A 13,790-nucleotide genomic window follows, 5' to 3' on the forward strand; every position below is an offset into this window, starting at 1 on the left:
CCGACGGATCAAATAAGGGAGGTATACCCCTTGCTGGATGTCAATAAATTTGAGTACATGAAAATCGGGCTCGCTTCCCCAGAAAAAATTCGTTCTTGGTCGTACGGCGAAGTGAAAAAGCCGGAGACGATCAACTACCGGACGCTGAAGCCGGAAAAGGACGGCCTGTTTTGCGAGCGCATTTTCGGCCCAACGAAAGACTGGGAGTGCCACTGCGGCAAATATAAGCGCGTTCGCTACAAAGGCGTCGTCTGCGACCGCTGCGGCGTCGAAGTGACGCGTTCAAAAGTCCGCCGCGAACGGATGGGCCATATTGAGCTCGCCGCCCCGGTGTCGCACATTTGGTATTTCAAAGGGATCCCGAGCCGAATGGGGCTCGTCCTTGACATGTCGCCGCGGGCGCTTGAAGAAGTGATTTATTTTGCTTCCTACGTCGTCACCGACCCGGGCGATACACCGCTTGAGAAAAAACAGCTGCTGTCGGAAAAAGAGTACCGCGCCTATCGCGAAAAATACGGCCAATCGTTCCAAGCATCGATGGGGGCGGAGGCGATCAAAAAACTGCTCCAAGACATTGATTTGGATAAAGAAGTCAACGCGCTGAAAGAGGAGTTGAAAACGGCGCAAGGTCAGCGGCGCGCCCGCATCATTAAGCGCCTGGAGGTACTTGAGGCGTTCCGCAGTTCAGGAAACGATCCAGCGTGGATGGTGCTTGATGTGCTGCCGGTCATTCCGCCGGAATTGCGCCCGATGGTGCAGCTTGACGGCGGTCGGTTTGCGACGTCGGACTTAAACGATTTGTACCGCCGCGTCATCAACCGCAACAATCGGCTGAAACGGCTTCTCGACCTCGGCGCACCGAACATTATCGTCCAAAACGAGAAACGGATGCTGCAAGAGGCCGTCGATGCGTTGATCGACAACGGCCGCCGCGGCCGCCCGGTGACGGGTCCCGGGAACCGTCCGTTAAAGTCGCTCTCTCATATGCTGAAAGGGAAGCAAGGCCGCTTCCGGCAAAACTTGCTCGGCAAGCGGGTCGACTATTCCGGCCGTTCCGTCATTGTCGTCGGCCCGAACTTGAAAATGTATCAATGCGGCTTGCCGAAAGAAATGGCGCTTGAGCTGTTTAAGCCGTTTGTTATGAAGGAGCTTGTCGAGCGGGGCTTGGCGCACAACATTAAAAGTGCGAAACGGAAAATCGAGCGCGTTCATCCGGAAGTATGGGATGTGCTCGAAGATGTCATTAAAGAACATCCGGTGCTGTTAAACCGCGCCCCGACGCTGCACCGTCTCGGCATTCAGGCGTTCGAGCCAACGCTTGTCGAAGGGCGGGCGATCCGTCTTCATCCGCTCGTTTGTACGGCGTACAACGCCGACTTCGACGGCGACCAAATGGCTGTGCACGTGCCGTTGTCGGCTGAGGCGCAAGCCGAAGCGCGCTTGTTGATGTTGGCGGCGCAAAACATTTTGAACCCGAAAGACGGCAAACCGGTCGTTACCCCATCGCAAGACATGGTTTTAGGAAACTACTACTTGACGATGGAGCGCGAAGGGGCCATCGGCGAAGGTATGGTGTTCAAAGACACGGACGAGGCGCTGCTTGCTTATCATAACGGTTACGTCCATCTCCATTCGCGCATCGCCATTCATGCCGGCTCGCTGAAAAACGAAACATTTACTGAGGAACAAAACAGCAAGCTGCTCCTGACGACCGTCGGCAAGCTTATTTTCAATGAAATTTTGCCGAAGTCGTTCCCGTACATCAACGAGCCGACGACGGAAAACATTGAAGGGCGGACGCCGGATAAGTACTTCTTGGACAAAGGGGTCAACGTGCGCGAAGAGATTCGCAAGCGCGAGCCTGTCCCGCCGTTTAAGAAAAAAGTGCTCGGGCAAATTATCGCTGAAGTGTTCAAGCGTTTCAAAATCACTGAAACATCGAAAATGCTTGACCGGATGAAAGACCTCGGCTTCCAATATTCGACGAAGGCGGGCATCACGATCGGTGTCGCTGACATCGTCGTTTTGCCGGAAAAACAAGAAATTTTGGATGAAGCACAAACGAAAGTCGATACGGTTTTGAAGCAGTTCCGCCGCGGATTGATTACCGACGAAGAGCGGTATGAGCGCGTCATTTCCATCTGGAGCGCGGCGAAAGACAAAATTCAAGACCGGCTGATGAAATCGCTCGACAAGCGCAACCCGATTTTTATGATGAGCGATTCCGGCGCCCGCGGGAACGCTTCGAACTTTACGCAGCTTGCGGGGATGCGCGGCTTGATGGCCAACCCGGCCGGCCGGATCATCGAGCTGCCGATCAAGTCGTCGTTCCGTGAAGGTTTGACGGTATTGGAATACTTTATCTCCACACACGGCGCGCGGAAAGGGTTGGCGGATACGGCGCTCAAAACAGCCGACTCGGGTTACCTCACGCGCCGCCTCGTCGACGTGGCGCAAGACGTCATCGTCCGCGAGGAAGATTGCGGCACCGACCGCGGCATTTTGGCGCGGGCGCTGACCGACGGCACAGAAGTGGTGGTCAAACTCGAGGAACGGCTTGTCGGCCGCTATGCGCATAAAACGGTGCGCCATCCGGAAACGGGAGAGGTGATCGTTCGCAAAGACGAGATGATCACCGAAGATATCGCCAATGAGATCGTGAAAGCCGGCATAACGGAAGTGTGGATTCGCTCCGTCTTCGCCTGCAACACGCGCCATGGCGTCTGCAAAAAATGTTATGGCCGCAACATGGCGACCGGCATGGACGTCGAAGTTGGCGAAGCGGTCGGCATCATCGCCGCTCAGTCGATCGGCGAGCCGGGCACGCAGCTGACGATGCGGACGTTCCATACAGGCGGCGTCGCCGGCGATGATATCACCCAAGGGTTGCCGCGGGTGCAAGAGCTGTTTGAAGCCCGCAATCCGAAAGGGCAAGCCGTGATTTCGGAAATCGACGGCACGGTTATTTCAATTAACGAAACGCGCGACAACCAATATGAAATCGTCGTCCAAAGCGAGGTGGAAACGCGCACGTACGTAGCGCCGTACAACGCACGGCTAAAAGTCGAAGAAGGGCAGCGTGTCGAACGCGGCCAAGAGCTGACGGAAGGCTCGGTCGACCCGAAACAGCTGCTGCGCGTGCGCGACATCACGTCCGTCCAAGAATACTTGCTCCGCGAAGTACAAAAAGTATACCGGATGCAAGGGGTGGAAATCAGCGATAAGCACATTGAGGTCATGGTGCGGCAAATGTTGCGCAAAGTGCGCGTCATTGATGCCGGAGACACCGACGTGCTGCCGGGCACGCTGTTGGACGTTCATCAATTTACAGACGTCAATGCCCAAGCTCTGCGCGAAGGAAAACGCCCGGCCACGGCTCGTCAAGTGCTGCTTGGCATTACCAAAGCCTCGCTGGAGACCGATTCGTTCTTGTCGGCTGCTTCGTTCCAAGAAACGACGCGCGTCTTGACGGATGCAGCCATCAAAGGAAAACGCGATGAGCTCCTTGGCTTGAAGGAAAACGTCATTATCGGAAAATTGGTCCCGGCCGGAACCGGCATGGCCCGTTATCGCAACGTAAAACCGGCCATCAAGAAAGAAACGGCCGGCGACCCGGTTTCGTCCAAATAATGTAAACGGCGCCGCCCGCTAAGGTCATCCTTAGCGGCGGCACCGAATGCAAAATGCTGTTGACAATCACCAAAGAAAATGGTAGTCTAATAAAGGTGTTCCAACAACCTGGTACTTTGGAGGATATGTTACATGTCTTATGAAAAAGTATTACAGGCTGGGAAAATTGTGATTGGAACCAAACAAACGATAAGGGCTTTAAAGGAAGGGAAAGCGGCAGAAGTGATCGTGGCGATGGATGCCGACTTGCCGATCATCGAGCAAGTGACGACGGCCGCCAATGAGGCGAATGTGCCGGTCACGAAAGTCGATTCGATGAAAAAGCTCGGCAAAGCTTGCAAAATTCAGGTCGGCGCGGCCGCGGTGGCGATTCTTCGCTAAGCGCTTTTCTTTTGCCTTTAAACCTTTGTTTGCATAAAGGATGAACCACCTGGATATGTGGGCTTAAAACACGCGAAAGGAGGAGCTTTTCATGCCTACAATCAACCAATTGGTCCGCAAAGGACGCGAGAAAAAAGTGGTCAAATCGAAATCCCCTGCGTTGAACAAAGGGTACAACAGCTTCAAAAAGGAGCAAACGAACGTATCGTCTCCACAAAAACGCGGCGTATGCACGCGTGTCGGCACAATGACGCCGAAAAAACCGAACTCGGCGCTTCGGAAATACGCCCGTGTCCGCCTGACGAACGGCATTGAAGTGACGGCCTATATTCCGGGGATTGGCCACAACTTGCAAGAACATAGCGTTGTGTTGATCCGCGGCGGACGTGTCAAAGACTTGCCAGGGGTGCGCTACCACATCATCCGCGGCGCGCTTGATGCCGCTGGCGTAGCGAACCGGATGCAAGGTCGTTCGAAGTACGGAGCGAAAAAACCAAAAGCAGCGAAAAAATAATGAAATGAAGAGAATGTTTTCCTGAAGGGAGGAAACACTATGCCACGTAGAGGCCCTGTTGCTAAGCGTGACGTATTGCCGGATCCGATTTACAATTCCAAACTGGTTACCCGTCTGATCAATAAAATTATGGTTGACGGCAAAAAATCGAAAGCACAAAAAATTCTTTATACATCGTTTGATATGATCCGTGAACGCACGGGTAAAGATCCGATGGAAGTGTTTGAGCAAGCGTTGAAAAACGTCATGCCGGTGTTGGAAGTGCGCGCTCGCCGCGTCGGTGGGGCGAACTATCAAGTTCCGGTCGAAGTCCGTCCGGACCGCCGCATTTCCCTCGGCCTGCGTTGGCTCGTGCAATACGCCCGCCTTCGCAATGAAAAAACGATGGAAGAGCGCTTGGCAAACGAAATTATGGACGCTGCCAACAACACGGGCGCAGCGGTGAAAAAACGCGAAGACACGCACAAAATGGCCGAAGCGAACAAAGCTTTCGCCCACTACCGCTGGTAAGGAACGCCGCTTAAAAGGAATAGGTGAGAAGGCACGATCGCTGCCTGTTCACCTATCTTCCTATATATTGCAGCTTTTTTCAGCAAGGCTGTTCCGCTTTGTGAAAGAAAAGAGGGCGGCGCCATTTGTTTATACTTTATTTTGAAGGAAGGAGAAAATAACCGCTATGGCAAGAGAGTTCTCCTTAGAAAACACTCGCAACATAGGGATCATGGCGCACATTGACGCCGGGAAAACGACGACAACCGAGCGGATCTTGTTCTACACCGGCCGCGTTCATAAAATCGGGGAAGTGCATGAAGGCGCAGCCACGATGGACTGGATGGAGCAAGAACAAGAACGCGGGATTACGATTACGTCGGCGGCGACAACGGCGCAATGGAAAGGCCATCGCATCAACATCATTGACACGCCGGGGCACGTCGACTTTACGGTTGAGGTTGAGCGGTCGTTGCGCGTGTTGGACGGCGCGATTACCGTATTGGACGCGCAATCCGGCGTAGAGCCGCAAACGGAAACCGTTTGGCGTCAAGCAACGACTTACGGTGTTCCGCGGATTGTGTTTGTCAACAAAATGGACAAAATCGGCGCCGATTTCTTGTATGCGGTAAAAACGCTTCATGACCGCCTGCAAGCAAACGCGCATCCGGTGCAGCTGCCGATTGGCGCTGAGGACCAGTTTTCTGGCATCATCGACCTTGTCGAAATGTGCGCGTATCATTATCACGATGAGCTCGGCAAAAACATCGAGCGCATCGAAATTCCGGAAGACTACCGCGATATGGCGGAAGAATATCACGCCAAGCTCATTGAAGCGGTGGCTGAGCTTGACGAAGAGCTGATGATGAAATATTTAGAAGGGGAAGAAATCACGAAAGAAGAGCTGAAAGCGGCGATCCGCAAAGCGACGATCAGCGTGGAATTCTTCCCGGTCTTCTGCGGCTCGGCCTTCAAAAACAAAGGCGTTCAGCTGCTTCTTGACGGGGTTGTCGACTACTTGCCGTCCCCGGTAGACATTCCGGCGATTCGCGGCGTCGTTCCGGATACGGAAGAAGAAGTGACTCGCGAAGCGCGTGACGACGCTCCATTTGCGGCGCTCGCGTTCAAAATCATGACCGACCCGTATGTTGGAAAATTGACGTTCTTCCGCGTCTATTCCGGCACGCTTGATTCCGGCTCGTACGTCATGAACTCGACGAAACGCAAACGCGAACGGATCGGCCGTCTCTTGCAAATGCACGCGAACCACCGGCAAGAAATTTCGAAAGTGTATGCCGGCGATATTGCGGCCGCAGTTGGTTTAAAAGACACGACGACCGGCGATACTCTATGTGATGAGAAAAATCTCGTCATCCTTGAATCAATGCAGTTCCCAGAGCCGGTCATTTCCGTGGCGATCGAACCAAAATCGAAAGCCGACCAAGACAAAATGAGCCAAGCGTTGCAAAAATTGCAAGAAGAAGACCCGACATTCCGCGCTCACACCGATCCGGAAACGGGACAAACGATCATCTCGGGAATGGGCGAACTGCATCTTGACATCATCGTCGACCGGATGCGCCGTGAATTCAAAGTGGAAGCGAACGTCGGGGCGCCGCAAGTCGCTTACCGTGAAACGTTCCGCAAATCGGCGCAAGTCGAAGGGAAGTTTATCCGTCAGTCCGGTGGCCGCGGTCAATACGGTCACGTTTGGATCGAATTCTCGCCGAACGAGCGCGGCAAAGGTTTCGAATTCGAGAACGCCATCGTTGGTGGGGTCGTTCCGAAAGAATACGTGCCGGCCGTTCAAGCGGGTCTGGAAGAAGCGATGCAAAACGGCGTCTTAGCCGGCTATCCGGTTGTCGACATTAAAGCGAAATTGTTCGACGGATCGTACCACGATGTCGACTCGAGCGAAATGGCGTTCAAAATCGCCGCTTCCATGGCGCTGAAAAACGCCGCTGCGAAGTGTGACCCGGTTCTGTTGGAGCCGATCATGAAAGTGGAAGTGGTCATCCCTGAAGAGTACCTTGGTGACATCATGGGTGACATCACGTCCCGGCGCGGCCGCGTTGAGGGAATGGAAGCGCGCGGCAACGCTCAAGTCGTTCGCGCGATGGTGCCGCTGGCCGAAATGTTCGGTTATGCGACATCGCTCCGTTCGAACACGCAAGGGCGCGGAACATTCTCGATGGTGTTTGACCATTACGAAGAAGTTCCGAAAAACATCGCCGATGAAATTATCAAAAAAAATAAAGGCGAATAATTGATTTCTTTTGCTAGTTTCGCTATAAATACTTATGTAAGTAAGACTTGGGAACATTTTGTTCCCAAGCATCCTATACTTAACCAACCATATCCATTATATTTTCATTTTTAAGGAGGATCTCTCATGGCTAAAGCGAAATTCGAACGCACGAAACCGCACGTCAACATCGGCACGATCGGCCACGTTGACCATGGGAAAACGACGTTGACAGCTGCCATCACGACGGTTTTGGCCAAACAAGGTAAGGCGGAAGCGAAAGCGTACGACCAAATCGACGCGGCTCCGGAAGAGCGTGAGCGCGGAATCACGATCTCGACGGCGCACGTTGAGTATGAAACGGACAATCGCCACTATGCGCACGTTGACTGCCCAGGCCACGCGGACTACGTCAAAAACATGATCACGGGCGCAGCGCAAATGGACGGCGCGATCCTTGTTGTATCGGCGGCGGACGGCCCGATGCCGCAAACGCGCGAGCACATTCTTCTCTCCCGCCAAGTTGGCGTTCCGTACATCGTTGTGTTCTTGAACAAATGCGACATGGTGGACGACGAAGAGTTGCTTGAACTCGTTGAAATGGAAGTTCGCGATCTTCTCTCTGAATACGACTTCCCGGGCGATGAAGTGCCGGTCATCAAAGGTTCGGCATTAAAAGCGCTCGAAGGCGACCCGCAATGGGAAGAAAAAATTCTTGAACTGATGAACGCGGTTGACGAGTACATTCCGACGCCGCAACGTGAAGTAGACAAACCGTTCATGATGCCGATCGAGGACGTCTTCTCGATTACGGGCCGCGGTACGGTTGCGACGGGCCGTGTTGAGCGCGGTACGTTGAAAGTTGGCGATCCGGTTGAAATCATCGGTCTTTCCGACGAGCCGAAATCGACGACGGTTACGGGCGTAGAAATGTTCCGTAAGCTTCTCGACCAAGCGGAAGCCGGCGACAACATCGGTGCGCTTCTCCGCGGTGTATCGCGCGATGAAGTTGAGCGCGGTCAAGTGTTGGCGAAACCGGGCTCGATCACGCCGCACACGAAGTTTAAAGCGCAAGTTTACGTTTTGACGAAAGAAGAAGGCGGACGCCATACTCCGTTCTTCTCGAACTACCGTCCGCAATTCTACTTCCGTACGACGGACGTAACGGGCATCATCACGCTTCCGGAAGGCGTTGAGATGGTTATGCCTGGCGACAACGTCGAAATGACGGTTGAACTGATCGCTCCGATCGCGATCGAAGAAGGAACGAAATTCTCGATCCGTGAAGGCGGCCGCACGGTTGGCGCTGGTTCGGTATCGCAAATCATTGAATAATTGAAGCGAAAAGAGGGTGTCCGGAAACGATCGGGACACCCTCTTTCGTTTTCTATCATGTTGTGCGATCTTAAAAGCCGGCGTCTTTTCGATCAGCCTTCCTCTTTTGCCTGTTTGGCCAAAAGAGCGGCGCCCCCAACGTTGCTTCACCCCTTTTCCTCGAGCGAGCGCGGTGCTTGCATGTGCTCCCCTTCCATCTTTCCTTTTCCCGAGGCGATGTTGAAAACGGCCCGGTGCCTCGGTATAATGAAGAAGTGTGGGAAAAGCGAAGAAATGGCTTGCAATCTCCCTTACATACCAGTATAATATCAAATGTTGGTCTTTGACTGCGATGAAGCGGAAGGTTGCTGACACACCCGGCCGCTTTGCCACGGCGGGGTGCAGGAAATTTCCGTGGAGAAGTCTATTTTCAAAATAGGCGAAGAAGGAGGGAAACCAAATGGCAAAAGAAAAAATTCGCATTCGTTTAAAAGCTTACGATCATCGAATTTTGGATCAGTCAGCGGAGAAAATTGTGGAAACCGCAAAACGTTCTGGGGCAAAAGTGTCGGGTCCGATTCCGCTGCCGACAGAAAGAACGGTGTATACGATCCTGCGCGCCGTTCACAAATACAAAGACTCCCGTGAACAATTCGAGATGCGGACACATAAGCGCTTGATTGACATCATCAATCCGACTCCGCAAACGGTGGATTCGTTAATGCGATTGGATTTGCCGTCCGGTGTGGACATTGAAATTAAACTTTAATGGATTAGGAGGTGTGACCAATGACGAAAGGAATCTTAGGAAGAAAAATCGGTATGACGCAAGTATTTGCGGAAAACGGCGATTTGATTCCGGTAACTGTCATCGAAGCGACGCCGAACGTCGTTTTGCAAAAGAAAACGATCGAAAACGACGGTTACGAAGCGATTCAATTAGGTTTTGAGGACATTAGCGAAAAGCGCGCCAACAAACCGCAAATCGGCCATGCTGCCAAAGCAAACACGGCACCTAAGCGCTTCATTCGCGAAATCCGCGGCGCCAACGTGGATGAATACGAAGTTGGTCAAGAAGTGAAAGTGGACATTTTCAGCGAAGGCGACATCGTTGACGTCACAGGCACTTCGAAAGGGAAAGGGTTCCAAGGGGCCATCAAGCGCCACGGCCAATCGCGCGGACCAATGGCTCACGGTTCCCGCTACCATCGTCGTCCTGGTTCGATGGGGGCCATCGCGCCGAACCGCGTATTCAAAACGAAAAACTTGCCGGGCCGCATGGGTGGCGAGCGTGTGACGATCCAAAACTTGAAAATCGTCAAAGTCGATCCGGAACGCAACTTGCTGCTCATTAAAGGCAATGTGCCAGGACCGAGAAAAGGCTTAGTAATTGTCAAAAGCGCTGTGAAAGCGGCGAAGAAGGCGAAATAACATCCGGCCAAGAAAGGAGGAACTACGTAATGCCAAAAGTAGCATTGTACAACCAAAACGGACAGACGGTCGGCGAAATTGAACTGAACGACGCCGTTTTTGGGATTGAGCCAAATAAACATGTGTTGTTTGAAGCAGTCATCATGCAACGCGCTTCGATGCGCCAAGGAACGCACAAAACGAAAAACCGCGCTGAAGTGAGCGGCGGCGGCCGCAAACCGTGGCGTCAAAAAGGGACAGGACGCGCCCGCCAAGGTTCGATTCGCGCTCCGCAATGGCGCGGCGGCGGCACGGTCTTCGGTCCGGTACCGCGCAGCTACAGCTACAAACTGCCGAAAAAAGTTCGCCGTTTGGCGATCAAATCGGCTTTATCTTCGAAAGTGCTCGAAAACGACATCGTTGTCTTGGACCAATTGTCGTTGGAAGCGCCGAAAACGAAAGAAATGGTAAAAATTTTGAATAACCTCTCGGTTGACCGGAAAGCGCTCATTGTCACCGACGAATTGAACGAAAACGTGTATTTGTCGGCGCGCAACATCCCGGGCGTCAAAGTGGTGGCGGCTAGCGGCATCAATGTGCTTGATGTGCTGAATCACGACAAGCTCGTCATTACGAAGGCGGCCGTGGAGAAGGTAGAGGAGGTGCTTGCATAATGAAAGACCCTCGCGACATTATTAAGCGCCCCATCATCACGGAAAACACAATGGACTTGATCGGGCAAAAAAAATATACGTTTGAAGTCGACGTCAAAGCGAACAAAACGGAAGTAAAAGAAGCCGTTGAGAAAATTTTTGGCGTCAAAGTCGAAAAAGTCAACATCATGAACTATAAAGGGAAATTTAAACGCGTCGGCCGTTACAGCGGCTATACGAACCGCCGCCGCAAAGCGATCGTGACGCTGACGCAGGACAGCAAAGAGATCGAACTGTTCGAAGTGTAACGAACTCATATTTGTGACGAAGGAGGGACATTCCGATGGCGATTAAAAAATATAAACCGACATCGAACGGCCGTCGCGGCATGACGGTGCTGGATTTCTCGGAAATTACGACAGATCAGCCGGAAAAATCGCTGCTCGCTCCGTTAAAGAAAAAAGCGGGCCGCAACAACCAAGGGAAAATCACGGTTCGCCATCAAGGCGGTGGCCATAAACGCCAATACCGGATCATCGACTTTAAACGCGACAAAGACGGAATTCCGGGACGCGTTGCTACGATCGAATACGATCCGAACCGTTCCGCCAATATCGCGCTCATCAACTATGCTGATGGTGAGAAGCGCTACATTATCGCGCCGAAAAACTTAAAAGTCGGCATGGAAATCATGTCCGGCCCGGACGCAGACATTAAAGTGGGCAATGCGCTGCCGCTTGAGAACATCCCGGTCGGTACGCTCGTCCACAACATCGAGCTGAAACCAGGTCGCGGCGGGCAATTGGTGCGCGCAGCCGGCACGTCAGCCCAAGTGCTTGGGAAGGAAGGAAAATATGTCATCGTTCGTCTTGCTTCCGGCGAAGTGCGCATGATTTTAGGCAAATGCCGCGCTACGGTCGGCGAAGTAGGCAACGAGCAGCATGAGCTTGTCAACATCGGGAAAGCGGGCCGCGCTCGCTGGCTTGGCATTCGTCCGACAGTCCGCGGTTCGGTCATGAACCCGGTTGACCATCCGCACGGCGGTGGTGAGGGCAAAGCACCAATCGGACGCAAATCGCCGATGACGCCGTGGGGCAAACCGACGCTTGGCTACAAAACGCGCAAAAAGAAAAACAAATCGGATAAATTCATCATCCGTCGCCGCAAGAAGTAATGAACGAGCGCAATTCAGAAGGGAGGTTCACTTATGGGTCGCAGCTTGAAAAAAGGTCCGTTTTGCGATGAACATTTGATGAAAAAGATTGAAAAATTGAATGAAACAGGGCAAAAACAAGTGATCAAAACATGGTCTCGCCGTTCGACGATCTTCCCGCAATTTGTCGGGCATACGATCGCAGTGTACGATGGCCGTAAACACGTTCCCGTTTACATCACGGAAGACATGGTCGGGCACAAGCTCGGGGAATTCGCGCCGACGCGCACGTTCCGCGGCCATGCCGGCGATGACAAGAAAACGAAACGGTAATGAGAGGAGGTTCTAGATATGCAAGCTAAAGCAGTTGCGAGAACCGTTCGCATCGCTCCTCGCAAAGCGCGCTTAGTCATTGACTTGATTCGCGGCAAAGAAGTCGGCGAAGCGTTCGCGATTTTGCGCCATACGCCAAAAGCGGCTTCTCCGATCATCGAGAAAGTGTTGAAATCGGCTGTTGCCAACGCTGAACATAACTATGACATGGATATCAACAACTTAGTTGTTTCTCAAGCGTACGTAGACGAAGGCCCGACGCTGAAACGTTTCCGTCCGCGCGCGATGGGACGGGCAAGCGCCATCAACAAACGCACAAGCCATATTACGATCGTCGTTTCAGAAAAGAAGGAGGGATAATCCGTGGGTCAAAAGGTTCATCCGATCGGTCTGCGCATCGGCATCATTCGTGACTGGGAATCAAGATGGTATGCGGAAAAAGACTACGCCGATCTGCTGCACGAAGACTTGAAAATCCGTGAATATCTCAACAAACGCCTGCAAGATGCGGCTGTTTCCCGCGTGGAGATCGAACGGGCAGCCAACCGCGTCAACGTCACGATCCATACGGCGAAACCGGGCATGGTGATCGGGAAAGGCGGCTCTGAAGTCGAAGCGCTCCGCAAAGCGCTCGCGCAGCTGACGGGCAAGCGGGTTCATATCAACATCGTTGAAATTAAAAAGCCGGATTTGGACGCGAAACTTGTCGCTGAAAATATCGCTCGCCAATTGGAAAACCGCGTTTCGTTCCGCCGGGCGCAAAAACAAGCCATTCAACGGGCGATGCGCGCTGGGGCGAAAGGGATCAAAACGATGGTATCCGGCCGTTTAGGCGGTGCCGATATCGCTCGTTCGGAACATTACAGCGAAGGGACGGTTCCACTCCATACGTTGCGCGCTGACATTGACTATGCGACGGCAGAAGCGGACACGACGTACGGAAAAATCGGCGTCAAAGTATGGATTTATCGTGGGGAAGTCCTTCCGACTAAGAAAAAAGCCGAGGAAGGAGGAAAATAATCATGTTGATGCCAAAACGCGTCAAATATCGCCGCGAACATCGCGGACGGATGAAAGGCCGCGCGAAAGGCGGTACGGAAGTTCATTTCGGTGAATTTGGCTTGCAAGCATTGGAATCGGCTTGGATTACGAACCGGCAAATCGAAGCGGCTCGCCGGGCGATGACTCGTTACATGAGACGGGGCGGGAAAGTATGGATCCGCATTTTCCCATCCAAACCGTATACCGCCAAGCCGCTTGAAGTGCGGATGGGTTCCGGTAAAGGGGCGCCGGAAGGCTGGGTTGCCGTTGTGAAACCGGGCAAAGTGATGTTTGAAGTGGGCGGTGTTTCTGAAGAAGTGGCACGTGAAGCATTGCGTCTCGCTTCTCACAAACTTCCGATCAAATGCAAATTTGTAAAACGTGAAGAAACTGGTGGTGAAGCGTAATGAAAGCGAAAGAAATCCGTGAGTTGACCACTGCCGAAATCGAACAAAAAATTAAAGCGTTGAAGGAAGAACTGTTCAACCTTCGTTTCCAGCTGGCGACCGGCCAATTGGAAAACACGGCGCGCATCCGTCAAGTGCGCAAAGACATCGCCCGCATGAAAACGATCATTCGCGAACGTGAGCTCGCTGCCAATAAATAATGTTGTTTGAGAGGAGGTTT

At 52.8% G+C, this 13,790-nt stretch carries 16 protein-coding genes; all 16 read left to right on the plus strand.

From position 1 onward, the window contains the following. Window positions 1–30: 30 nt before the first annotated feature. The 16 genes from rpoC to rpmC all read left to right on the plus strand — a co-directional run bounded on the left by rpoC (window position 31) and on the right by rpmC (window position 13,770). Complete coding sequence (rpoC, locus tag GC56T2_RS00625; RefSeq protein ID WP_144972362.1) at window positions 31–3,630, plus strand: DNA-directed RNA polymerase subunit beta'; 3,600 nt, start codon at window positions 31–33, stop codon at window positions 3,628–3,630. Window positions 3,631–3,762: 132 nt separating this feature from the next. Beyond that, entirely contained in the window at window positions 3,763–4,011 is a 249-nt protein-coding gene (locus tag GC56T2_RS00630) for a 50S ribosomal protein L7ae-like protein (RefSeq protein ID WP_144972364.1), read from the plus strand. Window positions 4,012–4,102: 91 nt separating this feature from the next. Beyond that, window positions 4,103–4,525, plus strand: coding sequence for a 30S ribosomal protein S12 (gene rpsL / locus GC56T2_RS00635; RefSeq protein ID WP_011229616.1), 423 nt, complete (start codon window positions 4,103–4,105; stop codon window positions 4,523–4,525). Window positions 4,526–4,564: 39 nt separating this feature from the next. Continuing rightward, window positions 4,565–5,035, plus strand: coding sequence for a 30S ribosomal protein S7 (gene rpsG / locus GC56T2_RS00640; protein ID WP_033021007.1), 471 nt, complete (start codon window positions 4,565–4,567; stop codon window positions 5,033–5,035). A 166-nt stretch (window positions 5,036–5,201) separates the two neighbouring features. Further along, window positions 5,202–7,280 carry an elongation factor G gene (gene fusA / locus GC56T2_RS00645; protein WP_144972366.1) on the plus strand — a complete coding sequence of 693 codons (2,079 nt, stop codon included), beginning with the start codon at window positions 5,202–5,204 and terminating at the stop codon, window positions 7,278–7,280. 126 nt (window positions 7,281–7,406) lie between these two features. After that, on the plus strand, window positions 7,407–8,594 hold the full coding sequence (tuf, locus tag GC56T2_RS00650; protein WP_144972368.1) for an elongation factor Tu: 1,188 nt from the start codon (window positions 7,407–7,409) through the stop codon (window positions 8,592–8,594). A gap of 439 nt (window positions 8,595–9,033) precedes the next feature. Beyond that, window positions 9,034–9,342, plus strand: a complete 309-nt coding sequence (rpsJ, locus tag GC56T2_RS00655) for a 30S ribosomal protein S10 (protein WP_008881945.1) — start codon at window positions 9,034–9,036, stop codon at window positions 9,340–9,342. A 20-nt stretch (window positions 9,343–9,362) separates the two neighbouring features. Then, on the plus strand, window positions 9,363–10,004 hold the full coding sequence (gene rplC, locus GC56T2_RS00660; RefSeq protein WP_144972370.1) for a 50S ribosomal protein L3: 642 nt from the start codon (window positions 9,363–9,365) through the stop codon (window positions 10,002–10,004). 29 nt (window positions 10,005–10,033) lie between these two features. Next, on the plus strand, window positions 10,034–10,657 hold the full coding sequence (gene rplD, locus GC56T2_RS00665; protein ID WP_144972372.1) for a 50S ribosomal protein L4: 624 nt from the start codon (window positions 10,034–10,036) through the stop codon (window positions 10,655–10,657). Then, a complete protein-coding gene (gene rplW, locus GC56T2_RS00670; protein ID WP_144972374.1) occupies window positions 10,657–10,944 on the plus strand; it encodes a 50S ribosomal protein L23 in 288 nt (95 codons plus the stop codon). The genes rplD and rplW overlap by 1 nt, the downstream gene beginning before the upstream one ends. A gap of 35 nt (window positions 10,945–10,979) precedes the next feature. Next, the gene (gene rplB / locus GC56T2_RS00675) at window positions 10,980–11,810 is read left to right on the plus strand and encodes a 50S ribosomal protein L2 (protein WP_144972376.1); all 831 of its coding nucleotides are present in this window, start codon (window positions 10,980–10,982) and stop codon (window positions 11,808–11,810) included. 33 nt (window positions 11,811–11,843) lie between these two features. Then, on the plus strand, window positions 11,844–12,122 hold the full coding sequence (gene rpsS, locus GC56T2_RS00680; protein ID WP_003247570.1) for a 30S ribosomal protein S19: 279 nt from the start codon (window positions 11,844–11,846) through the stop codon (window positions 12,120–12,122). A gap of 18 nt (window positions 12,123–12,140) precedes the next feature. After that, window positions 12,141–12,482 (plus strand): 50S ribosomal protein L22, encoded by a 342-nt coding sequence (rplV, locus tag GC56T2_RS00685; RefSeq protein ID WP_063166990.1) that lies wholly within the window; start codon window positions 12,141–12,143, stop codon window positions 12,480–12,482. A 3-nt stretch (window positions 12,483–12,485) separates the two neighbouring features. Continuing rightward, window positions 12,486–13,142 carry a 30S ribosomal protein S3 gene (gene rpsC, locus GC56T2_RS00690; protein ID WP_033020994.1) on the plus strand — a complete coding sequence of 219 codons (657 nt, stop codon included), beginning with the start codon at window positions 12,486–12,488 and terminating at the stop codon, window positions 13,140–13,142. Between the two features lie 2 nt (window positions 13,143–13,144). Beyond that, window positions 13,145–13,570: a 50S ribosomal protein L16 gene (rplP, locus tag GC56T2_RS00695; protein WP_011229627.1), complete on the plus strand. Its 426-nt coding sequence runs from the start codon at window positions 13,145–13,147 to the stop codon at window positions 13,568–13,570. Continuing rightward, complete coding sequence (rpmC, locus tag GC56T2_RS00700) at window positions 13,570–13,770, plus strand: 50S ribosomal protein L29 (protein WP_011229628.1); 201 nt, start codon at window positions 13,570–13,572, stop codon at window positions 13,768–13,770. Before rplP ends, rpmC begins: the two co-directional genes overlap by 1 nt. The last annotated feature ends 20 nt before the right edge of the window (window positions 13,771–13,790 follow it).

The sequence above is a fragment of the Geobacillus sp. C56-T2 genome (assembly GCF_007829715.1).
In the GTDB taxonomy this organism is placed as follows: domain Bacteria; phylum Bacillota; class Bacilli; order Bacillales; family Anoxybacillaceae; genus Geobacillus; species Geobacillus icigianus.